Consider the following 23,286-nt stretch of genomic DNA (forward strand, 5'->3'; position numbering starts at 1 on the left):
GTCGAGGCGGTCACCGTGCGGGCGGCGGCGGGTCTACCGTGGTCGGATGATGGACGTACGGCGCGCCGACGAGCGCTTCCCGGGCGGCGACCGGGCCGCCGGCATCGAGTCGTGGCACGCCTTCTCCTTCGGCCCGCACTACGACCCCGGCAACCTCCGCTTCGGCCCGCTGATCGCCTGCAACGAGGAACGCCTCGCCCCCGGCGCGGGCTTCGACGAACACCCGCACCGCCACACCGAGATCGTCACCTGGGTCGTCGAGGGCGAGCTGACACACCGTGACGCGGCCGGCCACGACACGCTGGTGCGCCCCGGTGACGTACAGCGGCTCAGCTCCGCCTCCGGCGTCCGGCACGTCGAACGCAACGACGGCGTGGGCCCCCTGACGTTCCTTCAGATGTGGCTGGCCCCCCTGGACCCCGGCGGCGACCCGTCGTACGAGATCGTCCACGGCATCGCCGACTCGACGCCGTACGCCGTCCCGCAGGCGGGCGCGATGCTGCACGTACGGCGGCTGCTCGCGGGGGAGCGGACGGCGGTACCGGACGGGCCGTATGTGTACGCCCACGTCGTGCGCGGCGAAGTCCGGCTGGACGGCGTGGAGTTGGGGCCGGGCGACGCGGCGCGCATCACCGACGCGAAGGACGTGGAGGCGGTGGGCGTGACGGGGGCGGAGCTGCTGCTGTGGGAGATGACCGGCCCGCAGGCCGGCCGACTCCCCGGCTAGCTAACGGAGTTCGGCCAGCACCGCGTCCGTGAACGGCGGCCACGCCTCGACCGCCCACGGCCCGAACGCCCGGTCCGTCAGGGCGACTCCGGCAACTCCCGCCTCGGGGTCGATCCACAGGAACGTACCGGACTGGCCGAAGTGCCCGAAGGTGCGCGGCGACGACGAACTTCCCGTCCAGTGTGGGGACTTGGTGTCGCGGATCTCGAAGCCGAGGCCCCAGTCGTTGGGGTTCTGGTGCCCGTAGCCCGGCAGGACGCCCTTCGTTCCCGGGTACTGCACGCTCATCGCCTCGGCCACCGTCCGCGGATCCAGCAGCCGGGGGGCCTGCACCTCGGCCGCGAACCGCAGCAGGTCCGCCACGGTCGACACCCCGTCCTTGGCCGGCGAGCCCCCGGCCGCCAGTTCGGTGTCGGCCATGCCCAGCGGCTCGAGGACCGCCTGCCGCAGGTACTCCGCGAACGGGATGTCCGTCGCCTTCGCGAGATGCTCGCCGAGCTGCTCGAACCCGGCGTTGGAGTACAGCCGCCGCTCCCCGGGCGGCGCGGTCACCCGGTGCTCGTCGAAAGCCAGCCCGGAGGTGTGCGCGAGGAGGTGCCGGACCGTGGACCCGGGCGGCCCGGCAGGCTCGTCCAGCTCGATCGCCCCCTCCTCGTACGCGACGAGCGCGGCGTACGCGGCGAGCGGCTTGGTGACCGACGCCAGCCAAAAACGCCGGTCGGCGGGGCCGTGGGTCCCCAGGACCGCACCGTCGGCCCGTACGACCCCCGCCGAGGCGGAGGGAACCGGCCAGTTCTCGATCAGCGCGAGGCTCTTCAACGACATGCCGCCGAGCCTATGCGGCGCACGGCGGCCGCTCCGCCAAGGGGTCCGGCCGCACGGGCACCGGCCCGATCAAGCCGCGTCCCCCCGGTTTTCTTACCGGTTCGGCTTGCTTCGAGCGCACTCCAAGGCCATAGCGTTGGGGGCATGACGGTGATGGAGACCACGGGCACCAGGACCGACCACTGTGCCGCCCCGCCGCAACCCCAACCGCGACCCCTTCGGCGACCGGACGGCCGGGACAGCTACACGATCAGCGAGGTCGTCGCCTTCACCGGCCTGACGGCCCACACGCTGCGCTGGTACGAGCGGATCGGCCTGATGCCGCACGTCGACCGCTCGCACACCGGCCAGCGCCGCTACAGCAACCGCGACCTGGACTGGCTCGAGTTCGTCGGCAAGCTCCGGCTCACCGGCATGCCGGTCGCCGACATGGTGCGGTACGCGGAGCTGGTGCGCGAGGGCGACGCCACGTTCACCGAGCGCTTCGACCTCCTCGAGTCGACCCGCCGGGACGTCCTGGCCCGGATCTCCGAACTGCGGGACACGCTCGCCGTGCTCGACCGCAAGATCGATTTTTACGCGGACGCATGCCGCGTCTTTGAGAAGGAGAAGGTCGGATGACCGACAGCAGGATCCCCACCGCACGACTCGGCGCGAACGGCCCCGAGGTGGGTGTCCAGGGCCTCGGCTGCATGGGCATGAGCTTCGCGTACGGCCCCCCGGACGCGGCGGCGTCCCGGGCCACCCTGGACCGCGCCCTGGAACTCGGCGTCACGCACTACGACACGGCGGACGCGTACGGCGCGGGCGAGAACGAGAAGTTCCTCTCCCCGTTCTTCAAGGCGCACCGCGACGAGCTCGTCATCGCCACCAAGTTCGGCCTGGCCGTCCACCCGGACGACCCGACCAAGCGGATCATCCGCAACGACGCGCCCTACATCCGCAGTTGCGTCGAGGGGAGCCTCCAGCGGCTCGGCGTCGACGTCATCGACCTCTACTACATGCACCGCCGCGATCTGGACGTGCCGATCGAGGAGACCGTCGGCGTCATGGCCGAGCTGGTGCGCGAGGGCAAGGTCAAGCAACTGGGCCTCAGCGAGGTCACGGGCGACGAGCTGCGCGCCGCGCAGGGCGTGCACCCCATCGCCGCCCTCCAGTCGGAGTGGTCGCTGTTCAGCCGGGACATCGAGGCGCAGGTGGTCCCCGCGGCCCGCGAACTCGGCGTGAGCCTGGTCGCGTACTCGCCGCTCGGCCGGGGCTTCCTCACCGGCTCCTTCGCCAACGCCGACCAGGACCTCACCGCCGACGACTTCCGCCGCCAGCAGCCCCGCTTCACCGGCGACAACGCCGCCGCGAACGGCGCGCTCCTGGAGCCGATCCGCACGGTCGCCAAGGCCCACGACGCGACGCCGGGCCAGATCGCCCTGGCCTGGGTCCAGCAGCAGGCCGAGGTCCACGGCCTCCCGGTGATCCCGATCCCGGGCACCCGCAAGCCGACCCGGGTCGAGGAGAACACGGCGGCCACGGCCCTGCACCTGACGGAAGACGAACTGGCCCTCCTGGAGCCGATCGCCGCCAAGGTCGCCGGCGACCGCTACACGGACATGAGGTTCACTTCTGCCGGACGGGAGTGATCACAGCTCCGACAGCAGCTCCGCCTTCTTCACGGAGAACTCGTCATCGGTGACCAGTCCGGCCCGGTGCAGTTCCCCCAGGTGGCGGATGCGTTCGGCGATGTCGGCGGGATCACGCCGTGGGCTCGAGGCCGCGACCGCGGCCGCGGGCCCACGGGTGCGTACGGCGGCCAGGACCGCCGCCGCGAACGGCAGGGACTCGTGGACCGGGCCGTAGCCCAGGCCGAACACGACCGTCGCCGGGTCCTGGTCGGCCTGCGTGGGCGTGCCGTCCCCGCGCAGCAGGCGCAGGTGCCCCTCGAAGACCTCCGGGGAGCGCCACTCCACGCCGGTCAGCTCGGACACGGCGAAACGCTGGTCGCCGGCCTTCCACTTCGCCGACGACGCGCCCGTCCAGAACCACCGGAAACGCACCGTGCTCCCGTCGAACGAGGCCTTCCCGTCGTACGCCTTGAACGACAGCGGCACCTCGGGGGCGTCCACCAGGAAACGTTCCGCCGGACCGGCGTCGGCGTCGCTGAGCCGGTCGCGCAGTTCGTCGGCGTAGTACTCGGCGAGCGTCTCCCGTTCGGCGGGCAGCACCAGCCGGTACGGATCGCACGCGTCCTTGAGCTGCCCCGCCGCCGCCTCCATCAACGGATCGGCGCCCGGCCGGGGTTCGGCGTGCAGGACGACCGTCCCCCGCCTGCCCGGGGCCAGCGTCACCCGGCCGATGGCCGCCAGCGGTATCCGGCGCTCGCCCAGCGCCGACAGCAACTTGGGCGTGCGCAGCCCCCGTTCGTAGCGGATGATGACGGAGTCGGAATCGAACTCCCAGGCGGCATGAAATCCGGCCAGTACGTCACCCATACGGCTCATCGTATGCGGGACACCCATTCTTCGTCCCCTCCCCGCGCGCCCCGCAATTCCTGCGTCTCTACGCGCGTCCGGCCTTCGTCGTGTCGGACAAACCCGCCGTGCAGGCGTCATCGTCGTGGGCACACTCCACCGATCGGTACGCGCCAGTGCCGATGCCGGCGAAGTTGCGCAGGCTGTCGGTACCCGGTTCGAAGTAGCCGCCGTGGCCCTTGGCCTGGTGCGCCGACAGCAGCCGTGCGCCGAACGCCCGGGCCATCGGGTCCTCGCCATGCCCGAGGCCGCCGACCTCCAGGTGCGGCACGTCCTGCACCCAGTCGCTGTCGTCCCGCATCGCCCACACCCGGGCGTCGGTGCCCAGATGCGCCGCGCTGCCCACCCGCATCCCGGGGCTGGCGGCCACCGCTATGTCGCTCACCCGGTCCGGCATGGCGTGCGCGGCGACCCCGCACACCACCGAGCCGTAGCTGTGGCAGAACATCGAGACGGGCGCGCTGCCCGGCAGGGCGGCCAGCAGGGCGTTCAGCCGGACGGCGCCGCTCTCGGCGCGCATCGCGGTGGCCGAGTCGATGCCCAGACCGTCGGGGGAGGTGTAGTCGGCCCAGGCGATCACGGCCGTCCGCGTCGAGGGGCTCGCCTCGTGCTCGGCGGCGTAGAGCGCCTCGGCCATGCCGAGGGGCGCGGAGTATCTGCGGTTGGTGCGCTCGAAGGTGAGCAGATCGGTGTCGACGCCGGGGACGACCACGGAGATCCGCTCGGCCTTCTCCAGGCTGCCGATGACCTCGGCGGCGCGGCCGGAGCCGTCCGGGTCGAAGGCGAGGATCTGCCGGTCGGCGCCGCTCATCGCCTCGAAGCGCTCCATGCGGCGGACGGCCAACTGCTGCCCGGCGGGCGTCAGACGGGTGTCGTGCGTGCGGGTGCGTTCGAGGCGGATCTGCTGGCGCAGGGCGACCCGGTTGGCGCGGTAGCGCAGTTCGGCGGGGGCGCCGTTCATGTTGCCGACCGCGAGCGGGTAGTCCCGGACGAGGGCGGCGCGCTGCGGGGCGGTCAGCGAGGCGAAGAAGCGGGCGATCCGGCCGGGGGCCGCCGCGGGATCCGGCAGTTCGCGGCCGTCGAGCCGGCCCTGCTCCCACGCGGTGCGCGAGACCTGCAGGGCGGTGCTCTCCCGGTGGTGGCGCACCGCGGTCCAGCCGGTGGTCGCCAGCATCACGAACACCACGGCCAGGGCGGCCAGTGCGCGCCAGACGCTGAGCTGAGGGGAGGTGTCGAAGGAAGTCACTGAAAGGACACACTAGGAGAACGAGAGGGTCTCGGGAGACCCAAGTGACGGGGATCACGTTTCGCTGGACGTGGGAATGGTCATAAAGACCCTCAGGCCTCGCGCCAGTTCCCCAGCAGCGCGGGACCCACCCCGTCGAGGGACCGGGACGTCAGGGCATGGGCACCCTCCAGGCTGTAGTCCTCGCCGGTGCTCCAGCGCCGTTCCGTCATCCGCATCACCCCGCTGAACACGGCCACCACCAGCCGTGGCCGCGGATCGGCGTCCACGTCGAGCCCCTCGCGCTCGGCGATCACCCGCGCGAGATCCTCCTCGACCGCCGCCGCGCGCCGCAGATGCGCGGCGAGCAGCACCGGCGTCGACTCGATCACCCGGTACAGCCGCAGGTAGGTCTCGACCGGGACGACCGACTCGACGATGTCGTTGATCTCGTACCAGCCGTCCACGACGGCGTGCCGCAGCGCCTCCATCGGCGCTTCGTGCGGCGGGCGTTCGCGCAGCGCCGCCACGAACCGCGCCACCGTCATCTCCACCAGGGCGAGCGCGGCCTCGTCCTTGCCGGCGAAGTAGCGGAAGAAGGTGCGCTGTGAGACGTCGACGGCCTCGGCGATCTCGTCGACGGTCGTCGCCTCGTAGCCCTGCGAGGTGAACAGCTCCACGGCGGCCCGCACCAGCGCGTCCCGGGTGCGCTGCTTCTTGCGTTCGCGCAGTGTTTCCATAGGTGTCAGTTACCGACTTGTGAACACGTTTGTCAATTGTCAGTGGCTGTCACTAGCCTCGAACGCATGACTAGTCAGACCACCATCAGCGCGACGGGCCCGGGGGGCGACGCACCGGCGGATCCGTCGGACGGGCGGCCCGCCAAGGGGCTGCGCGGCCATCCCTGGTTCACCCTCATCACCGTCGCCGTCGGCGTCATGATGGTGGCCCTCGACGGCACCATCGTGGCCATCGCCAACCCGGCCATCGCCAGCGACCTGGGCGCCACCTTCGCCCAGGTCCAGTGGATCACCAACGCCTACTTCCTCGCCCTCGCGGTCTCCCTGATCACCGCGGGCAAGCTCGGCGACCGCTTCGGCCACCGCCAGACGTTCCTGATAGGCGTCGTCGGCTTCGCCGCCGCGTCCGGCGCGATCGGCCTGTCCGACAGCATCGCCTTCGTCGTCACCTTCCGGGTGTTCCAGGGCCTGTTCGGCGCGCTGCTGATGCCGGCCGCGCTCGGGCTGCTGCGGGCGACCTTCCCGGCCGAGAGGCTCAACATGGCCATCGGCCTGTGGGGCATGGTCATCGGTGCCTCCACCGCCGGCGGCCCGATCCTCGGCGGTGTCCTCGTCGAGCACGTCAACTGGCAGTCGGTGTTCTTCATCAACGTGCCGGTCGGCGCGATCGCCCTCGTCCTGGGCGCGCTGATCCTGCTCGACCACCGCGCCGAGAACGCGCCGCGCTCCTTCGACCTGCTCGGCATCGCCCTCCTCTCGGGCGCGATGTTCAGCCTGGTCTGGGCCCTCATCAAGGCCCCGACCTGGGGCTGGGGCGCCGGCACGACGTGGGCGTTCATCGTCGCCTCCGTCGTCCTCTTCGCGGCCTTCGCCTTCTGGGAGACGAAGGTCGAGGAACCGCTGATCCCGCTCGGACTGTTCCGCTCGGTCCCGCTGTCGGCGGGCGTGGTCCTCATGGTGCTGATGGCGATCGCCTTCATGGGCGGCTTGTTCTTCGTGACGTTCTACCTGCAGAACGTGCACGGCATGAGCCCCATCGACGCGGGCCTGCACCTGCTCCCGCTCACCGGCATGATGATCGTCGGCTCCCCGCTCGCGGGCGCGGCGATCACCAAGCTCGGCCCGCGCGTCCCGCTGGCCGGCGGCATGGCCGCCACCGCGATCGCCATGTACGGCATGTCCACGCTGGAGACGGACACCGGCAGCGGCGTCATGTCCGTCTGGTTCGCGCTGCTGGGCTTCGGCCTCGCCCCGGTCATGGTCGGCGCGACGGAGGTCATCGTCGGCAACGCCCCCATGGAGCTGTCGGGCGTGGCGGGCGGTCTCCAGCAGGCCGCCATGCAGATCGGCGGCAGCCTGGGCACGGCCGTGCTGGGCGCGGTGATGGCGTCCAAGGTGGACAGCGACCTGCCCGGCAACTGGACGGCCGCGGGTCTGCCCGCGCTCACCCCCGGCCAACTGGACCAGGCCTCCGAGGCGGTCCAGGTCGGCGTGGCGCCGGTGGCGAAGGGGACGCCCGAGGCGGTCGCCGCGAAGATCGCGGACGTCGCCCACGACACGTTCATCTCCGGCATGAGCCTCGCGTCGCTGGTCGCCGCCGGGGTGGCGGTCGTCGCCGTGTTCGTGTCGCTGCTCACCAAGCGGGGCGCGAACGCGGAGGCGGGCGCGGGCGTCGGTCACATCTGACGGGACGCGCGCCGGTCCCTGCCCTGACGGGATTTCAAGAACTTTCCCCTATCAGGGTGACAACGCTAAAGGTTCCTCGCATCCGGCACGCGCCGCAGGTCACAGTTAGTCAAGCCCTCCGGATGGGAGGGCGGCCAGGGCCGCGGCGCGCTGCCGGAGGGGGACAGCGCGCCGCGGCCCTGACCGTTTCCCCCGCCGTTTCCCCCGTCGCCTCGCGAGTCACCGGGTCGGTGACCGCTCCCGCAGTGCCGCCACCTCTCGGCGCAGCGCCCGTACCTCCTCCGTCAGGGCGTGGATCGCCTGGGTCTGGGCGCGTTCCTCGACGTCGTCCTTCTCGAAGCGCTCGATGAACCACGCCGCTATGTTCGCGGTGACGACACCGAGCAGGGCGATCCCGGACAGCATCAGGCCCACGGCGATGATCCGGCCAAGACCGGTGGTCGGCGAGTGGTCCCCGTAGCCGACCGTCGTCATCGTCGTGAACGACCACCACAGCGCGTCATCCAGCGTGCGGATGTTCCCCTCCGGCGCCCCCCGCTCCACCGACAGCACGGCGAGCGACCCGAACATCAGCAGGCCGACGACCGCCCCCACGACATACGTCGTCATCCGGATCTGCGAGGCCATCCGGGCCCGCCGCCCCACCAGCAGCAGGGTCGAGACCAGCCGCAGCAGCTTGAGCTGCTGCACCAGCGGCAGCACCACCGCGCACAGGTCCAGCCAGTGCGTCCGCACGAACAGCCGCCGGTCGGGCGTCAGCGCCAGCCGGACCACGTAGTCCGCGGCGAACGCGCCCCACACCACCCACTCGACCGCGGTGCACACGGCCGTCACCACGTGGTTCGGCGACGTGTCCACGATCGGTACGGCGTAGGCGACGGCGAACACCACGGCGAGGGCGAGCAGCGGCCGCTGCGTCCGCGACTCCCACCGGCGCTGCGACTCCCACCGACCCCGCTCGGACCGGCCCTGCACCGACTTTTCTCGCATGGTCGCATCGTAAAGAACGAGTAAGGGCGGTGTGGCCCCGAGGCCCACCGCCCTCACCCCCGTGCTAGGGGTCCGCCCTACGGGTACGCGCTACGCGTCGCCGCCCGCCGCCCCCGGGTCGGCCGCCGAGACGTCCAGCAACTGGTACCGGTCGATGGCCTGCTTCAGCACCGACCGGTCGACCTTGCCGTCCCGCGCCAGCTCGGTCAGCACGCCCACCACGATCGACTGGGCGTCGATGTGGAAGAACCGGCGCGCCGCGCCCCGGGTGTCGGCGAAGCCGAAGCCGTCCGCGCCCAGCGACTGGTACGTGCCCGGCACCCAGCGCGCGATCTGGTCAGGCACCGACCGCATCCAGTCCGAGACGGCCACGAACGGCCCCTCGGCCCCGGACAGCTTCCGCGTCACGTACGGCACCCGCTGCTCCTCCTCCGGGTGCAGCAGGTTGTGCCGCTCGACGTCGACGGCCTCGCGCCGCAGCTCGTTCCAGGAGGTCGCCGACCAGACGTCGGCCTTGACGTTCCAGTCCTCGGCGAGGATCTTCTGCGCCTCGACGGCCCAGGGGACCGCCACACCGGACGCGATGATCTGCGCGGGGATCCGGCCGGCCGTGCCCGCGCTGAAGCGGTGGATGCCCTTCAGGATGCCCTCGACGTCCACGTCCGCCGGCTCGGCCGGGTGCTGGATCGGCTCGTTGTAGACCGTGAGGTAGTAGAAGACGTCCTCGCCGTGCGGATGCCCGGGGGTGCTGCCGTACATCCGCCGCAGCCCGTCCTGCACGATGTGCGCGATCTCGAAGCCGTACGCCGGGTCGTAGGCGACACAGCCCGGGTTCGTCGAGGCCAGCAACTGGGAGTGGCCGTCCGCGTGCTGGAGCCCCTCACCGGTCAGAGTCGTACGGCCGGCGGTCGCGCCCAGTACGAAACCGCGCGCCAACTGGTCCGACATCTGCCAGAACTGGTCGCCGGTGCGCTGGAAACCGAACATCGAGTAGAAGACGTAGACCGGGATGAGCGGCTCGCCGTGTGTGGCGTACGCCGAGCCCGCCGCGATCAGCGACGCCGTACAGCCCGCCTCCGAGATGCCGTCGTGCAGCATCTGGCCGGTCGGCGACTCCTTGTAGGCGAGCAGCAGATCCCGGTCCACGGCCTCGTACTGCTGGCCCAGCGGGTTGTAGATCTTCGCACTCGGGAAGAACGAGTCCATGCCGAACGTGCGGTACTCGTCCGGCGCGATCAGCACGAACCGCCTGCCGAGCTCCTTGTCCCGCATCAGGTCCTTGAGCAGCCGTACGAACGCCATGGTCGTGGCGATGGACTGCTGACCCGAGCCCTTCTTCACACTCGCGTACGTCTTGTCGTCCGGCAGCGCGAGCGGCTTCGAGCGGACCACGCGGGTCGGGACGTAGCCGCCGAGGCCCTTGCGCCGGTCGTGCATGTACTGGATCTCCTCCGAGTTCCGACCCGGGTGGAAGTACGGCGGGAGGCCGCCCTCCAGCTCCTTGTCGGAGATCGGCAGGTGCAGCCGGTCGCGGAAGCCCTTGAGGTCGGCGACCGTCAGCTTCTTCATCTGGTGCGTGGCGTTGCGGCCCTCGAAGTTCGGGCCCAGCGTCCAGCCCTTGACCGTCTTGGCCAGGATGACCGTCGGCTGCCCGGAGTGCTCCACGGCCGCCTTGAACGCCGCGTAGATCTTCCGGTGGTCGTGCCCGCCGCGCCCCAGGTGCAGGATCTGGTCGTCGGTCATGCCCTCGACCATCGCGCGCAGCCGCTGGTCGTCGCCGAAGAAGTGGTCGCGGATGTACGCGCCCGACTCGGTGGCGTACGTCTGGTACTGGCCGTCCGGGGTCGTGTTCATCCGGTTGACCAGGGTGCCGTCGCGGTCCTGGGCGAGCAGCGGGTCCCAGGAGCGGTCCCAGATCAGCTTGATCACGTTCCAGCCGGCGCCCCGGAAGACCGACTCCAGCTCCTGGATCACCTTGCCGTTGCCGCGCACCGGCCCGTCGAGCCGCTGGAGGTTGCAGTTCACGACGAAGGTCAGGTTGTCCAGGCCCTCACGCGCGGCGATGGTCAGTTGGCCGAGCGACTCCGGCTCGTCCATCTCGCCGTCGCCGAGGAACGCCCACACGTGCGACTTCGACGTGTCGGCGATCCCGCGCGCGTGCATGTAGCGGTTCATCCGCGCCTGGTAGATCGCGCCGATCGGGCCGAGGCCCATCGACACGGTCGGGAACTCCCAGAAGTCCGGCATCAGCCGCGGGTGCGGATACGAGGACAGCCCGTCCGGCGCCTTGGACTTCTCCTGGCGGAACGCGTCCATGTTCTGCTCGCTGAGCCGGTCCAGCAGGAACGCGCGCGCGTAGATGCCCGGCGAGGCGTGGCCCTGGAAGAAGACCTGGTCGCCGCCGTCGCCCTCGTCCTTGCCGCGGAAGAAGTGGTTGAAGCCGACGTCGTAGAGGGACGCGGAGGACGCGAAGGTGGCGATGTGGCCGCCCACGCCGATGCCCGGGCGCTGCGCCCTGGACACCATCACGGCCGCGTTCCAGCGGGTCGCGTTCAGGATCCGGCGCTCGATCTCCTCGTTGCCCGGGAAGAACGGCTCAGCCCTGGTGGGGATGGTGTTGACGTAGTCCGTGCTGCGCATCTCGGGCACGGCCACGCGCTTCTCGCGGGCCCGCTCGATCAGGCGCAGCATGAGATAGCGGGCACGCTCCCGGCCGCGCTCGTCGATCGCGGCGTCGAGGGAGTCGAGCCACTCCTGGGTCTCCTCGGGATCGAAGTCAGGAACCTGACTCGGAAGGCCGCCAATGATGATCGGGTTGCGATCGGATCCGGAAGCCACGCTGTTCCTTACCTGTCAGAGGGTCGTGTGGGGCCGTACGGGGCTGTACAGGGCCGGTGAGGGCGCGGGGGGACCCGCACGCCCCCATCGTGTACCCAGGGGCCGCAAACGTCATCTCTACCCCGAGGTAACCGGCACCCGTTCGAATCTCGTACCCTTGGATGGTTCTCAAATACGCAAACAGGGCAGATGGGTGTGGTGTATGTCACCTTCCGTCTGGATCTCATACCTGGAGTTGCGTCGACACGGCCAGGATCGTCACCGTTTCGGCGGTCCGAACCGCCGGGTACTTGCGCGATCCGTCCCGCCCGTGTGGACTACGGCCAATGCTTCGCGCACGCGCGTGGCTGAGTTTCCCCCACGCCCTGGACGGGCCCGGGGGCACCCCCATCCGAATCATGATCAGGAGGCAACCCGTGAGCGCGACCGCGGACCACGCGGAGGAGCGGACCAGCCCTGCCGTCAGGCTGGGTTTCCAGCCCGAGCAGGTGGTCCAGGAGATCGGCTACGACGACGACGTCGACCAGGAGCTCCGCGAGTCCATTGAGGAAGTCATCGGCAGCGATCTGGTGGACGAGGACTACGACGACGTCGCCGACGCCGTGGTCCTGTGGTTCCGCGACGATGACGGAGACCTGACGGATGCGCTGGTGGACGCCACCACGTACATCGAAGAAGGCGGGTCGATCCTCCTCCTGACGCCGAAGACCGGCCGGACGGGATACGTGGAGCCGAGCGACGTCTCCGAAGCCTCGACGACCGCGGGCCTGTCGGCCAGCAAGAGCGTCAGTGTGGGCAAGGACTGGAGCGGCAGTCGGCTGGTGACGCCCAAGGCCGCCAAGTCCAAGAAGTGACCTCGTCGAGGTAGTACCGGTCCAAGACCGGACGGGCCGACCGACTCCGGTCGGCCCGTCCGGCATCCGGCCCGCATTCGGCCCGGCCCGTCGGCAGGTCCTGCCGCCGTGCTTTCCGGCCGTCCGGGCCGCGTCCCGTCCGCCGTCCCGTGGGCCCGCTGCGTAGGGTGTTGTCACCCAGACAGCCCCACCCGAAGGGACATCCACGCGATGGCGATCCAGGTCGGCGACAAGGCCCCCGACTTCGAGCTCAAGGACAACCACGGCGCGGCCGTGAAGCTCTCCGACTTCCGGGGCAGCAAGAACGTCGTCCTGCTCTTCTACCCCTTCGCCTTCACTGGCGTGTGCACCGGTGAACTGTGCGAGGTGCGGGACAACCTGCCGCAGTTCTCCGACCGCGACACCCAGGTGCTCGCCGTCTCCAACGACTCCATCCACACCCTGCGCGTCTTCGCCGAGCAGGAGGGCCTGGAGTACCCGCTGCTCAGCGACTTCTGGCCGCACGGCGAGGTGTCCCGCGCCTACGGCGTCTTCGCCGAGGACAAGGGCTGCGCGGTGCGCGGCACCTTCGTCATCGACAAGGAGGGCGTGGTGCGCTGGACGGTCGTCAACGCGCTGCCGGACGCGCGCGACCTCGGCGAGTACGTCGCGGCCCTCGACACCCTGTGATTGTTCGGTCCCAGGGCCTGCGTGGCGCGGGAACCCCTCACTAGGATCGATTCGTTGATCCGGTAGATCCGATATCCGAGCACGACGGGGCTCCCCGCCCCAGGACACCAATGGAGGACTCGTGGGAGTCAGCCTCAGCAAGGGCGGCAACGTTTCGCTGACCAAGGAGGCCCCGGGCCTGACCGCGGTCATCGTCGGTCTGGGGTGGGACGTGCGCACCACGACCGGCACGGACTTCGACCTGGACGCCAGCGCCCTGCTGGTGAACAACGCCGGCAAGGTCGCCAGCGACGCCAACTTCGTCTTCTTCAACAACCTCAAGAGCCCCGACGGCTCGGTCGAGCACACCGGTGACAACACCACCGGTGAGGGCGAGGGCGACGACGAGGCGATCAAGGTCAACCTCGCCACCGTCCCGGCCGACGTCGACAAGATCGTCTTCCCGGTGTCGATCTACGACGCCGAGAACCGCCAGCAGTCCTTCGGCCAGGTCCGCAACGCGTTCATCCGCGTCGTGAACCAGGCGGGCGGCGCCGAGATCGCCCGCTACGACCTCAGTGAGGACGCGTCGACCGAGACCGCGATGGTCTTCGGCGAGCTCTACCGGCACGGCGCGGAGTGGAAGTTCCGCGCCATCGGCCAGGGCTACGCGTCGGGCCTGCGCGGCATCGCGCAGGACTTCGGCGTCAACGTCTGAGTCACCGAAGGCGTCTGAGTCCCAGAAGGACCCAGGTCACCTGAACGTCTGATCGTCCGGCGCCGCACCGTTTACGGGCGGCGCCGGACGCGCAGGACAACCGAAGAAGCAGTACCTGGCAGTACTTAGGGGAGGACCAGCAATGGGCGTCACACTCGCCAAGGGAGGCAATGTCTCCTTGTCCAAGGCCGCGCCGAACCTCACTCAGGTGATGGTCGGACTCGGCTGGGACGCGCGCTCCACCACCGGAGCCCCCTTCGACCTGGACGCCAGCGCGCTGCTGTGCGACAGCGGGCGCGTGATGGGGGACGAGTGGTTCGTCTTCTACAACCAGCTCAAGAGTCCGGACGGTTCGGTGGAGCACACCGGCGACAACCTCACCGGCGAGGGCGAGGGCGACGACGAATCGCTCCTGGTCGATCTCGCCAAGGTGCCGACGCGCTGCGACAAGATCGTCTTCCCGGTCTCCATCCACCTGGCGGACGAGCGTGGCCAGACCTTCGGCCAGGTCGCCAATGCCTTCATCCGGGTCGTCAACCAGGCCGACGGCCAGGAACTCGCCCGGTACGACCTCAGTGAGGACGCGTCGACCGAGACCGCGATGATCTTCGGCGAGCTGTACCGGTACGGCGGCGAGTGGAAGTTCAGGGCCGTGGGCCAGGGGTACGCGTCGGGTCTGCGCGGCATCGCCCTGGACTTCGGCGTCAGCGTCTCCTAGCCGGCGCCCCGCCCTCCCGACCGCCCGGCCTCGGACCTCCCCGCGCGAGCGCCACTACCGACTGGTATGGGGGTGCCGGTACCCAGCGAGGCAGCCGCCTCTAGACTTGCCCTTCTAGGTCAACTTTATGTAAAGCCGAGTACGGCGCGGGGGAGACCCTCCCCCAGACTCCGTCTGGGGGGACCCCCAACACACGATTGGGTAGCCAGTGCTTCTGAAAACCTTCGGCTGGTCGTTCGCGGTCACCGCGCTCGGCCTGGTCGCAGCGGTCTTCTACGGGGGGTGGGAGGCCTTCGGCATCGTGGCGATCCTCTCCGTCCTCGAGATCTCGCTGTCGTTCGACAACGCGGTGGTCAACGCCGGGATCCTGAAGAAGATGAATGCCTTCTGGCAGAAGATCTTCCTCACCGTCGGTGTGCTCATCGCGGTCTTCGGCATGCGGCTGGTCTTCCCCGTCGTCATCGTGGCCATCAGCGCCAAGATCGGCCCGATCGACGCGGTCGACCTCGCGCTCAACGACAAGGACCAGTACCAGCAACTGGTCACCGACGCCCACCCGTCGATCGCCGCCTTCGGTGGCATGTTCCTGCTGATGATCTTCCTGGACTTCATCTTCGAGGACCGTGACATCCAGTGGCTGCGCTGGATCGAGCGCCCGCTCGCCAAGCTCGGCAAGGTCGACATGTTGTCGGTCTGCATCGCCCTGATCGTCCTGCTGATCAGCTCCTTCACCTTCGCCGCCCACGCCCACCAGCACGGCGGCGCGCACGTCGACAAGGCGCAGACGGTGCTGATCTCCGGCATCGCCGGCCTGATCACGTACATGATCGTCGGTGGGCTCTCCGGCTACTTCGAGGACAAGCTCGAGGAAGAGGAGGAACGCGAGCACGAGGCGGAGGAAGCGGCCGCGCGCAGCGGCAAGCAGCGCTCCCCGGTCGTCCTGGCCGGTCAGGCCGCGTTCTTCATGTTCCTCTACCTCGAGGTCCTCGACGCGTCGTTCTCCTTCGACGGTGTGATCGGCGCGTTCGCCATCACCAACGACATCGTCCTGATGGCGCTCGGCCTCGGCATCGGCGCGATGTACGTCCGGTCGCTGACCGTCTACCTGGTCCGCCAGGGCACCCTCGACGACTACGTCTACCTGGAGCACGGCGCGCACTACGCGATCGGCGCCCTGGCCGTGCTGCTGCTGGTCACCATCCAGTACCAGATCCACGAGGTCATCACCGGTCTCGTCGGCGTCCTGCTGATCGCCTGGTCCTTCTGGTCCTCCGTGCGCCGCAACAAGGCGCTGGCAGCGGCAGAGGGAAAAGCGGCGGCCTCGGACGACAAGACTGAGGTGTCGTCCGGGGTGTGATCACCTTCCCAGTGAGGAACGCTCTGTGCGGGGCGGCCGGTGAGGAAACTGTCCTCCACGGCCGCCCCGCCGGACTTCGTGGCGAGCGGTGTGGAGGGTGGGGGCGGGAATGGGCTTCTTCGACGGGATTCTCGGCAGCCGTACGGCCGAGTTCGACTCGGGCAGCGCGGCCAGCAACGCGATCGAACTGACCAAACGGCACCATCAGGTCTCCCTCACCAAACAGGGGGCGGCGACGGGCAACCTGCGCGTCAACCTGACCTGGCGGATGCGCACGTCCGACATCGGCGGGCCGCAGCGGGAGAGCCTGCTGCGCCACCCCTTCAAGGCGCTGCGCCCCCCGGAGGTCATCGGCCACAGCCAGAGCATGGTGAACGTCGACCTCGACCTCGGCTGCCTCTACGAGCTGGCCGACGGCACGAAGGGCGTCGTACAGCCGCTGGGCGGGCTGCTGGGGGACATCAACGAAGCGCCGTACGTGAAGCTCAGCGGCGACGACCGGTTCGGGTCGGCGTCCGGCGAGACGATGTACGTCAACCTCGACCATCAGGACGCCATCAAGCGGCTGTTGGTCTTCGTGTACATCTACGACCAGACGCCGGCCTTCGACCGGACCCACGCGATCGTCACGCTGTATCCGAGCAACGGACCGCGCATCGAGATAGGGCTCGACGAGCGGCACCCGCAGGCGCGGTCCTGCGCGGTGGTGATGATCGAGAACGTGAAGGGCGAGCTGATGGTGCGGCGCGAGGTGCGCTTCGTCTACGGCTTCCAGGCGGAGCTGGACCGGTTGTACGGGTGGGGCCTCCAGTGGGGCCGGGGCTACAAGGCGAAGGCCGAGAAGTCCTAGCGCCCCGGGCTCTCTCCTCCCAGCCCCTCTCGTCCCCCGGAGGCGCTCTTCTCTCAGTCGCTCTCTTGGCTGAGCCGGTCGACCGCCCACGGTACGAGTTCCTTGGCCAGCGCAAGGCTGAACGGCCTTGCCAGCGACCGGAGTTCGGCGCAGGCGGCGGGACCGAGCGTGGTGTAGGGGAGGGCGGACAGCCGGTCGGTGGTGTGCTCGATCTCCGCCCTGCGCCGCGCACCGTCCTCGGTCAGGGCCAGGTCGGGCCCGTCGGTGAGCCAGCCGCGTTTCCGCAGGCCCCGCACGGCCTCTTCCCACTGCTCCGGGGTCCAGCCCCGCGAATCGCGCAGCACCGCCGCGTCCATGTCGCCGGTGGCGGCGTGCGTGACGAGAGACTCCAGCCCGCTCAGCCCGGCGCTCAGCAGCGCCGCCAGGTGGCCGTCGCCGCGGAACTCCCGCAGCAGGGTCTGCGCGTGCCAGAGCACGAGGTGGGGCTCGGTCGGCCACGGCAGCGACGCGTGCGCGGCGAAGAGGGGGCGACCATGGGAATGGCCCAGGGTCACTTCGGCCGCGGTACGGGCCAGTTCGGCCGCGCGGGCCAGCGCCGGTGACGAGACGTCCGTGCCGAGGATGCGGCGGAGCATGGCGTCGACCGCGGCGAGCCGGGCGGCGGCGAACTGCTGCGGCGTGGCCGCTTCCCAGGCCGCGGGTATGGCCCGGCGCACCAGTTGGGGACTGAAGTTGTAGAACGTGGCCATGACCAGCTCCGCCGGCGCCGCGCCGAGCGGGGCGGAGCGGGACGCGAAGTACCCGGCCCTGGCGTCCACGCCCAACTCGGCGTACTGGCTCGCCGCTTCGGGCGAGAAGTAGCTGGCCCCGTGGTATGGCTCCAGGGTTCTCCAGGTCTGGCGCGCTAAGGCCAGGTCGTCGCCGAGCGTGTCAGGCGTCATGAGGGGCTCTCCGTCCTGCGGCGGATGAAACGTTGCTGTTCATCGAGCACACGACGGCGCGGCGGGCAGACCCGTCCGTACCGTCTGGTCGGAACGGTATCGGAGAGCGGCTCCGGCCACTACCGCCCGATGAACTGCGGGCCCTGCGGCGGCAGTCGGAACGCGCCGTCCGGATAGCCGTAGCCGTGGGTGGGGAGGTTGGCCGGGTAGCCGTAGGCCGGTTGCTGCGGGGGGACCGACGCGGCGGGCTGCTCGGGGGGCAGGGGCTGGGAGAGGCTCGGGGTGGGCTGGGCCTCCTCCGACTCGTCGACCGAGATGCCGAAGTCGGTGGCCAGGCCCTTGAGGCCGTTGGAGTAGCCCTCGCCGAGGGCGCGGAACTTCCAGCCGTCGCCGCGCCGGTACAGCTCGCCGCAGATCAGGGCCGTCTCCTCGCCCGTCTCGGGGCGGATGTCGAAGGTGGCCAGCGGCTCGCCGTCGGTCGTCGCGTCGTACAGCAGGATGGTGAGGGAGCGTACGCGGTCGAACGGGACGCCGTCCGCCGAGGCGACCAGCAGAATCTGGCCGACGCCGGACTCGACACCGGACAGATCTGTCTGGATGGTGTCCGTAAGGCCCTCGGCGACCCGCTTCTTGCCGAGCCGCCACACCTTCCCGGACGGATGCCGGGGCTGGTTGTAGAAGACGAAGTCCTGGTCGGAACGCACCCGACCGTCGAGGCCGAGGAGCAGCGCGGAGGCGTCGACGTCCGGGACCCCCTGCCCGGGGGTCCAGCGCAGCACGGCGCGTACCGTGGTGGTTCTCAGCGGGACGTTCGACCCCTTCAGCATCGCGTGCGTCATGCGGTCATCCTGCCTGCTCGGTCCTGCTCACGACAACGCGGGGTGCACGGCGAGTCCGGACAACTCTCACGGGCGGGTTACCTGAAGTTCATGCCCGGCGGGAACCTCTGACATGGATCCCTACGTACTATTACCGGCCACCTCTTGCCGAATCCACCGACTTACCTTGCGCCACGGGGGAGATATATGCGTCATTTCGGGCACCTCGCTCCTGAGGTGCGGCAGCGCCTGTTCCACCGGGAGCCGTGCGTCTTCGACCGGGACTCCCCGGCCAGGCTGCTGTCCGCCGCCCTGGGCGCGACGCTCTACAGCCCGGCCACCCGGCCTCGGCTGGCGGACGACGTCCTCAAGCAGACCGGCCGCGGCGTGGTGTCGATGGTGCTGTGCCTGGAGGACTCCATCGGCGACGAGGACGTCGCGGCCGGTGAGGAGAACCTCGTCCGCCAGTTCGCCGACCTGGCGGGCCGTACGGACGTGGAGCTGCCGCTGCTCTTCATCCGGGTGCGGACGCCCGAGCAGATCCCCGACCTGGTCCGGCGGCTCGGGACCACCGCCGAGCTGCTCAGCGGGTTCGTCTTCCCGAAGTTCACCGAGGAGCGGGGCATCCCCTTCCTGGAGGCGCTGTCGGGCGCCGAGGCGGCGAGCGGCCGCCGGCTGTTCGGCATGCCCGTGCTGGAGACGCCCGAGCTGATGTACCGGGAGTCCCGGGTCGACGCCCTGGAGGGCATCGCCCGCGCCGTCGAGAAGTACCGCAGCCGGGTCCTCGCGCTGCGCCTGGGCGTGACCGATTTCTGCTCCTCCTACGGGCTGCGCCGCGCGCCCGACATGACCGCCTACGACGTCCAGATCGTCGCCTCCGTGATCGCCGACGTGGTGAACATGCTGGGGCGGGCCGACGGCACCGGGTTCACGGTGACCGGGCCGGTGTGGGAGTACTTCCGGGTCCCCGAGCGCATGTTCAAGCCGATGCTGCGGCACAGCCCCTTCCTGGAGGGGCAGGCGGTGGAGCTGCGCGAGCGGCTGATCGAGCACGCGATGGACGGGCTGCTGCGCGAGATCTCCCTCGACCACGCCAACGGCCTGCTCGGCAAGACCTGCATCCACCCCTCGCACGTGCCGGCGGTGCACGCGCTGTCCGTCGTCAGCCACGAGGAGTACAGCGACGCGGCGGACATCCTGCGGCCGGAGCGCGGCGGCGGGGGCGTACTGCGCTCGCAGTACACGAACAAGATGAACGAGGTGAAGCCGCACCGCGCCTGGGCCGAGCGCACCATGCTCCGCGCGGACGTCTTCGGCGTCGCGCACGAGGACGTCAGCTTCGTCGACCTGCTCGCCGCGGCGATACCTCACTGAACCCACCTCACCACCAAGGGACGCATGAACAGGGCTTTGAACAACGGGGACGGCCACGACGGCGGGATCTGGTCCGGGAGCTGGGTCGCCGAGCGGCTCGGCGTCGAGCTCGTCGGCGACGACGGCACGCTGCCGGACCTGCTGGGGCTGGCCCTGCGCCGCAACCCCAAGCGGGCGCACCTGCTGGTGTCCAACGTGCTCGGCAAGCACGTCCCGCAGTCCCCGTCCGTCGTCCACGGCCACGGGTTCGCCCTCGGGCGGCGGGTGCGGGAGCTGCTCGGCGAGCGGGAGGCGGCCCGGGCGGTCGTCCTCGGCTACGCGGAGACCGCGACCGGGCTCGGCCACTGCGTCGCCGACGGCCTCGGCAGCGCGCCCTACCTGCACTCCACCCGCCGCCCGGTCGCGGGCGTCGCGGCGGCGGGCGGCTTCGAGGAGTCCCACTCCCACGCCACGTCCCACCTCCTCCTCCCGGAGGACCCCACCCTGCTGGTCAGCGACGGCCCCCTGGTCCTCGTCGACGACGAGTTCTCCACCGGCAACACAGTCCTCAACACCATCCGAGCCCTCCACGACCGCTACCCGCGCGGCCGGTACGTGGTCGTCGCCCTGGTCGACATGCGCTCGGCATCCGACGCGGGCCGCCTCGCGGACTTCGCCCGCGAGATCAACGCCCGAGTCGACCTGATAGCCACAGCCTCGGGGACGGTACGCCTGCCGGAGGGCGTACTGGAGAAGGGCCAGGAACTGGTCGCACGGTACGAGTCCCCCCAGGGCCTTGAACCCGACGTCAGCCGCAATCCCCTAGGGGCGCGGGGCTGTGTTGAATCTGCGGCTACCGCCGCGTGGGCGCGACAAGCCCCCACCGCCCCGCGGACGAACGACAACCTCACGCTCGTAGACCTGCACTGGCCCCCCGGCCTCCCCGACGGCGGCCGGCACGGTTTCACCCCCGCACATCGAATACGGCTGGAAACCGCCCTCCCCCACATGGCCGCACAACTCGCCGCGGCCCTCCCGGCGGACGCCACCCGCATACACGTCCTCGGCTTCGAAGAGCTGATGTACACGCCCCTCCGCCTCGCGCAGGAGCTGGAGCGGACCGTGCCCGCGCAGGTGCGGTACTCCACGACCACCCGCTCACCCGTCCTCGCGGTCGACGACCCCGGCTACGCGATCCGCAGCAAAATCGTTTTCCCCGCGCATGACGACCCGGCCGACGGCCCCGGCGAGCGCTACGCCTACAACGTCGCGGGCGCCGGTTTCGACGCCGTCGTCGCCGTCGTGGACTCGGTGGCCGACACCGCCGCCCTGCACGCCCCGGACGGGCTGCTCGCGCAGCTCGGCGCGCACACCCCGCACGTCGTCCTCGCGGTCGTACCGTCGTACGTCCCCGAGCCGCTGTACGTACCCGAAAGGCCCGCCATGCTGCCCGAACCGCTTCGCGGCCCCGCCTTCTCCTCGTATCCGCCGGAGGAGGTCGGCTGGCTGCTCCAGGACCTCTCGGACGTGACGCTGGAAGCGCCGACCGAGGAGCGGGAGGAGGCCATCCAGAGCGGCGGCGCGCACTACGCCGAGTCGCTGCCCGTCGAGTACCAGCCCAGCGAGCAGTACCAGGCGCTGTTCCACGCCGCCCTGGAGACCTCCGCGGCGCGCATCGCGCAGGCGACCGGCGTCGTCACCGAGGCGGTGCTCGCCGAGCGGTCGCCGCGCCCGGTCCTCGTCTCGCTGGCCCGCGCCGGCACCCCGGTCGGGGTGCTGATGCGGCGCTGGGCGCAGTATCGGCACGGGCTCGACCTGCCGCACTACGCCGTGTCGATCGTGCGCGGCCGCGGCATCGACGCCAACGCGCTGCGCTGGCTGGCCGCCCACCACGACCCCCGGGACGTCGTCTTCGTCGACGGCTGGACCGGCAAGGGCGCGATCACCCGTGAACTGGCCGCCGCCATCGAGGAGTTCGAGGCGGGCGGCGGCGCGGCCGGCTTCGACGCGGAGATCGCGGTGCTGGCCGACCCGGGCTCGTGCGTGCGGACGTACGGCACCCGGGAGGACTTCCTGATCCCGTCCGCCTGCCTCAACTCGACCGTCTCGGGGCTCATCTCGCGGACCGTGCTGCGCGCCGACCTGGTCGGGCCCGACGACTTCCACGGCGCGAAGTTCTACCGCGAACTCGCCGGCGCGGACGTCTCGGTGGCCTTCCTGGACGCCGTCGCCGCCCGCTTCCCGGAGGTCGCGGACGCCGTCGACGGCGCGGTCAAGGAGCTCCTCGCGGGCGACCGCACGCCGAGCTGGGAGGGCTGGGCCGCCGTCGAGCGGATCAGCGAGGAGTACGGCATCCACGACGTGAACCTGGTCAAGCCGGGCGTCGGCGAGACCACCCGGGTGCTGCTGCGCCGGGTGCCCTGGAAGATCCTGGCGCGAGCCGGCGCGGGCGCCGACCTGGACCATGTCCGCCTGCTCGCCGAGCAGCGCGGGGTCCCGGTCGAGGAGGTCGGCGAACTGCCGTACACCTGCGTCGGGTTGATCCACCCCCAGTACACGCGCGGGGCGACCGGTGCCGACGGCAAGGCGGTGACGGTCTGATGCCGGCCTTGGTGGCGAGCGATCTCGACCGTACGCTCATCTACTCGGCGGCCGCCCTGGCGCTGACCATGCCGGACGCCCGCGCGCCGCGCCTGCTGTGCGTGGAGGTCCACGAGGCGAGGCCGCTGTCGTTCATGACCGAGACGGCGGCGGGGCTGCTCACCGACCTCGGGGACGCGGCCGTCTTCGTGCCGACGACGACCCGCACCCGCAAGCAGTACCAGCGCATCAACCTCCCCGGCCCGCCGCCGAAGTACGCGATCTGCGCGAACGGCGGCCACCTCCTGGTCGACGGGGTGACCGACCAGGACTGGCACGCGGGCGTGCTGGCGCGGCTGGCCGACGAGTGCGCGCCGCTCGCCGAGGTGCAGGAGCACCTGGCCGAGTCGGCGGACCCGCTCTGGCTGCGCAAACAGCGCGTCGCCGAGGACCTGTTCGCCTACCTCGTCGTGGAGCGCGAACTGCTGCCCGAGGAGTGGGTGAAGGACCTCGCGGCCTGGGCGGAGAACCGGGGCTGGACGGTGTCCGTGCAGGGCCGCAAGCTCTACGCCGTCCCGAAGCCGCTCACCAAGAGCGCGGCCATGCGCGAGGTGGCCCGCCGCACCGGGGCCGAGCTGACGCTGGCCGCGGGCGACTCGCTGCTCGACGCCGACCTGCTGCTGGCCGCCGACCGGGGCTGGCGCCCCGGGCACGGCGAACTGGCCGACACGGCCTGGACGGCCCCGCAGATCACCGCCCTGCCCGAGCGGGGCGTGCTGGCCGGCGAGCGCATCCTGCGGGAGTTCCTGAAGAACACCTGAGAATTCGCCCACCGGCCGCCACTCGTCACCTGTCGGCCGCCACCCGTCTCCTGTGGGTGGCCACCCGTCTCCTGC

21 protein-coding genes are annotated in these 23,286 nt (G+C 70.5%); 13 read left to right on the forward strand and 8 right to left on the reverse strand.

Annotation, left to right across the window (positions count from 1 at the left end; all coding sequences use genetic code 11):
* Positions 1–46: 46 nt before the first annotated feature.
* On the forward strand, positions 47–727 hold the full coding sequence (locus BMZ82_RS23335; RefSeq protein ID WP_177244619.1) for a pirin family protein: 681 nt from the start codon (positions 47–49) through the stop codon (positions 725–727).
* Here BMZ82_RS23335 and BMZ82_RS23340 read toward each other — a convergent pair whose 3' ends face one another.
* Entirely contained in the window at positions 728–1,552 is an 825-nt protein-coding gene (locus BMZ82_RS23340) for a serine hydrolase domain-containing protein (RefSeq protein ID WP_093778869.1), read from the reverse strand. It abuts the gene before it with no gap.
* Positions 1,553–1,696: 144 nt separating this feature from the next.
* Here BMZ82_RS23340 and BMZ82_RS23345 point away from each other — a divergent pair, with 144 nt between their 5' ends.
* Complete coding sequence (locus BMZ82_RS23345; RefSeq protein ID WP_093778871.1) at positions 1,697–2,173, forward strand: MerR family transcriptional regulator; 477 nt, start codon at positions 1,697–1,699, stop codon at positions 2,171–2,173.
* On the forward strand, positions 2,170–3,186 hold the full coding sequence (locus BMZ82_RS23350) for an aldo/keto reductase (RefSeq protein ID WP_093778873.1): 1,017 nt from the start codon (positions 2,170–2,172) through the stop codon (positions 3,184–3,186). The genes BMZ82_RS23345 and BMZ82_RS23350 overlap by 4 nt, the downstream gene beginning before the upstream one ends.
* Here BMZ82_RS23350 and BMZ82_RS23355 read toward each other — a convergent pair whose 3' ends face one another.
* The 3 genes from BMZ82_RS23355 to BMZ82_RS23365 form a co-directional block, all read right to left on the reverse strand.
* Positions 3,187–4,044 (reverse strand): DUF4429 domain-containing protein, encoded by an 858-nt coding sequence (locus tag BMZ82_RS23355; RefSeq protein ID WP_093778875.1) that lies wholly within the window; start codon positions 4,042–4,044, stop codon positions 3,187–3,189.
* Positions 4,045–4,102: 58 nt separating this feature from the next.
* On the reverse strand, positions 4,103–5,320 hold the full coding sequence (locus tag BMZ82_RS23360; RefSeq protein WP_093778877.1) for an alpha/beta hydrolase: 1,218 nt from the start codon (positions 5,318–5,320) through the stop codon (positions 4,103–4,105).
* Positions 5,321–5,412: 92 nt separating this feature from the next.
* Entirely contained in the window at positions 5,413–6,039 is a 627-nt protein-coding gene (locus tag BMZ82_RS23365) for a TetR family transcriptional regulator (RefSeq protein ID WP_093778879.1), read from the reverse strand.
* A gap of 66 nt (positions 6,040–6,105) precedes the next feature.
* Between BMZ82_RS23365 and BMZ82_RS23370 the strand changes: the two genes are divergently transcribed.
* Complete coding sequence (locus BMZ82_RS23370; RefSeq protein WP_093778881.1) at positions 6,106–7,725, forward strand: MFS transporter; 1,620 nt, start codon at positions 6,106–6,108, stop codon at positions 7,723–7,725.
* A 219-nt stretch (positions 7,726–7,944) separates the two neighbouring features.
* Here BMZ82_RS23370 and BMZ82_RS23375 read toward each other — a convergent pair whose 3' ends face one another.
* Both BMZ82_RS23375 and aceE read right to left on the reverse strand, forming a co-directional pair.
* Entirely contained in the window at positions 7,945–8,715 is a 771-nt protein-coding gene (locus BMZ82_RS23375) for a potassium channel family protein (RefSeq protein ID WP_093778883.1), read from the reverse strand.
* Between the two features lie 90 nt (positions 8,716–8,805).
* Positions 8,806–11,553: a pyruvate dehydrogenase (acetyl-transferring), homodimeric type gene (aceE, locus tag BMZ82_RS23380; RefSeq protein WP_093778885.1), complete on the reverse strand. Its 2,748-nt coding sequence runs from the start codon at positions 11,551–11,553 to the stop codon at positions 8,806–8,808.
* Between the two features lie 416 nt (positions 11,554–11,969).
* Here aceE and BMZ82_RS23385 point away from each other — a divergent pair, with 416 nt between their 5' ends.
* From BMZ82_RS23385 to BMZ82_RS23410, 6 genes are all read left to right on the forward strand, one after another.
* Positions 11,970–12,407 (forward strand): DUF3052 domain-containing protein, encoded by a 438-nt coding sequence (locus BMZ82_RS23385; protein ID WP_177244620.1) that lies wholly within the window; start codon positions 11,970–11,972, stop codon positions 12,405–12,407.
* 210 nt (positions 12,408–12,617) lie between these two features.
* Positions 12,618–13,076 (forward strand): peroxiredoxin, encoded by a 459-nt coding sequence (locus BMZ82_RS23390; RefSeq protein ID WP_093778887.1) that lies wholly within the window; start codon positions 12,618–12,620, stop codon positions 13,074–13,076.
* Between the two features lie 121 nt (positions 13,077–13,197).
* Positions 13,198–13,773, forward strand: a complete 576-nt coding sequence (locus tag BMZ82_RS23395; RefSeq protein ID WP_057583419.1) for a TerD family protein — start codon at positions 13,198–13,200, stop codon at positions 13,771–13,773.
* Positions 13,774–13,915: 142 nt separating this feature from the next.
* A complete protein-coding gene (locus BMZ82_RS23400) occupies positions 13,916–14,491 on the forward strand; it encodes a TerD family protein (protein WP_093778889.1) in 576 nt (191 codons plus the stop codon).
* 208 nt (positions 14,492–14,699) lie between these two features.
* The gene (locus BMZ82_RS23405; RefSeq protein WP_093778890.1) at positions 14,700–15,848 is read left to right on the forward strand and encodes a DUF475 domain-containing protein; all 1,149 of its coding nucleotides are present in this window, start codon (positions 14,700–14,702) and stop codon (positions 15,846–15,848) included.
* Positions 15,849–15,957: 109 nt separating this feature from the next.
* The gene (locus tag BMZ82_RS23410) at positions 15,958–16,698 is read left to right on the forward strand and encodes a TerD family protein (RefSeq protein WP_093778892.1); all 741 of its coding nucleotides are present in this window, start codon (positions 15,958–15,960) and stop codon (positions 16,696–16,698) included.
* A gap of 53 nt (positions 16,699–16,751) precedes the next feature.
* On the opposite strand, the gene BMZ82_RS23415 is transcribed toward BMZ82_RS23410, so the two are convergent.
* Both BMZ82_RS23415 and BMZ82_RS23420 read right to left on the reverse strand, forming a co-directional pair.
* Positions 16,752–17,639 carry an SCO6745 family protein gene (locus tag BMZ82_RS23415; RefSeq protein ID WP_093778894.1) on the reverse strand — a complete coding sequence of 296 codons (888 nt, stop codon included), beginning with the start codon at positions 17,637–17,639 and terminating at the stop codon, positions 16,752–16,754.
* A 119-nt stretch (positions 17,640–17,758) separates the two neighbouring features.
* A complete protein-coding gene (locus BMZ82_RS23420) occupies positions 17,759–18,478 on the reverse strand; it encodes a TerD family protein (RefSeq protein WP_093778896.1) in 720 nt (239 codons plus the stop codon).
* Positions 18,479–18,664: 186 nt separating this feature from the next.
* On the opposite strand from BMZ82_RS23420, the gene BMZ82_RS23425 reads away from it, so the two are divergent.
* From BMZ82_RS23425 to BMZ82_RS23435, 3 genes are read left to right on the forward strand one after another with little or no spacing between them, the layout of a single operon-like run.
* A complete protein-coding gene (locus tag BMZ82_RS23425; RefSeq protein WP_093778898.1) occupies positions 18,665–19,831 on the forward strand; it encodes an HpcH/HpaI aldolase/citrate lyase family protein in 1,167 nt (388 codons plus the stop codon).
* Positions 19,832–19,855: 24 nt separating this feature from the next.
* The gene (locus tag BMZ82_RS23430; protein ID WP_093778900.1) at positions 19,856–22,411 is read left to right on the forward strand and encodes a phosphoribosyltransferase; all 2,556 of its coding nucleotides are present in this window, start codon (positions 19,856–19,858) and stop codon (positions 22,409–22,411) included.
* On the forward strand, positions 22,411–23,211 hold the full coding sequence (locus tag BMZ82_RS23435) for an HAD family hydrolase (RefSeq protein ID WP_093778902.1): 801 nt from the start codon (positions 22,411–22,413) through the stop codon (positions 23,209–23,211). Before BMZ82_RS23430 ends, BMZ82_RS23435 begins: the two co-directional genes overlap by 1 nt.
* The last annotated feature ends 75 nt before the right edge of the window (positions 23,212–23,286 follow it).

This window comes from Streptomyces sp. yr375, from assembly GCF_900110755.1.
GTDB lineage: Bacteria > Actinomycetota > Actinomycetes > Streptomycetales > Streptomycetaceae > Streptomyces.

Coding starts and splice junctions, on each gene's coding strand:
- BMZ82_RS23335 (WP_177244619.1), top strand. CDS start 47: ATGATGGACGTACGGCGCGCCGACGAGCGCTTCCCGGGCGGCGACCGG.
- BMZ82_RS23340 (WP_093778869.1), bottom strand. CDS start 1,552: ATGTCGTTGAAGAGCCTCGCGCTGATCGAGAACTGGCCGGTTCCCTCC.
- BMZ82_RS23345 (WP_093778871.1), top strand. CDS start 1,697: ATGACGGTGATGGAGACCACGGGCACCAGGACCGACCACTGTGCCGCC.
- BMZ82_RS23350 (WP_093778873.1), top strand. CDS start 2,170: ATGACCGACAGCAGGATCCCCACCGCACGACTCGGCGCGAACGGCCCC.
- BMZ82_RS23355 (WP_093778875.1), bottom strand. CDS start 4,044: ATGAGCCGTATGGGTGACGTACTGGCCGGATTTCATGCCGCCTGGGAG.
- BMZ82_RS23365 (WP_093778879.1), bottom strand. CDS start 6,039: ATGGAAACACTGCGCGAACGCAAGAAGCAGCGCACCCGGGACGCGCTG.
- BMZ82_RS23370 (WP_093778881.1), top strand. CDS start 6,106: ATGACTAGTCAGACCACCATCAGCGCGACGGGCCCGGGGGGCGACGCA.
- BMZ82_RS23375 (WP_093778883.1), bottom strand. CDS start 8,715: ATGCGAGAAAAGTCGGTGCAGGGCCGGTCCGAGCGGGGTCGGTGGGAG.
- BMZ82_RS23390 (WP_093778887.1), top strand. CDS start 12,618: ATGGCGATCCAGGTCGGCGACAAGGCCCCCGACTTCGAGCTCAAGGAC.
- BMZ82_RS23400 (WP_093778889.1), top strand. CDS start 13,916: ATGGGCGTCACACTCGCCAAGGGAGGCAATGTCTCCTTGTCCAAGGCC.
- BMZ82_RS23410 (WP_093778892.1), top strand. CDS start 15,958: ATGGGCTTCTTCGACGGGATTCTCGGCAGCCGTACGGCCGAGTTCGAC.
- BMZ82_RS23415 (WP_093778894.1), bottom strand. CDS start 17,639: ATGACGCCTGACACGCTCGGCGACGACCTGGCCTTAGCGCGCCAGACC.
- BMZ82_RS23420 (WP_093778896.1), bottom strand. CDS start 18,478: ATGACGCACGCGATGCTGAAGGGGTCGAACGTCCCGCTGAGAACCACC.
- BMZ82_RS23425 (WP_093778898.1), top strand. CDS start 18,665: ATGCGTCATTTCGGGCACCTCGCTCCTGAGGTGCGGCAGCGCCTGTTC.
- BMZ82_RS23430 (WP_093778900.1), top strand. CDS start 19,856: ATGAACAGGGCTTTGAACAACGGGGACGGCCACGACGGCGGGATCTGG.
- BMZ82_RS23435 (WP_093778902.1), top strand. CDS start 22,411: ATGCCGGCCTTGGTGGCGAGCGATCTCGACCGTACGCTCATCTACTCG.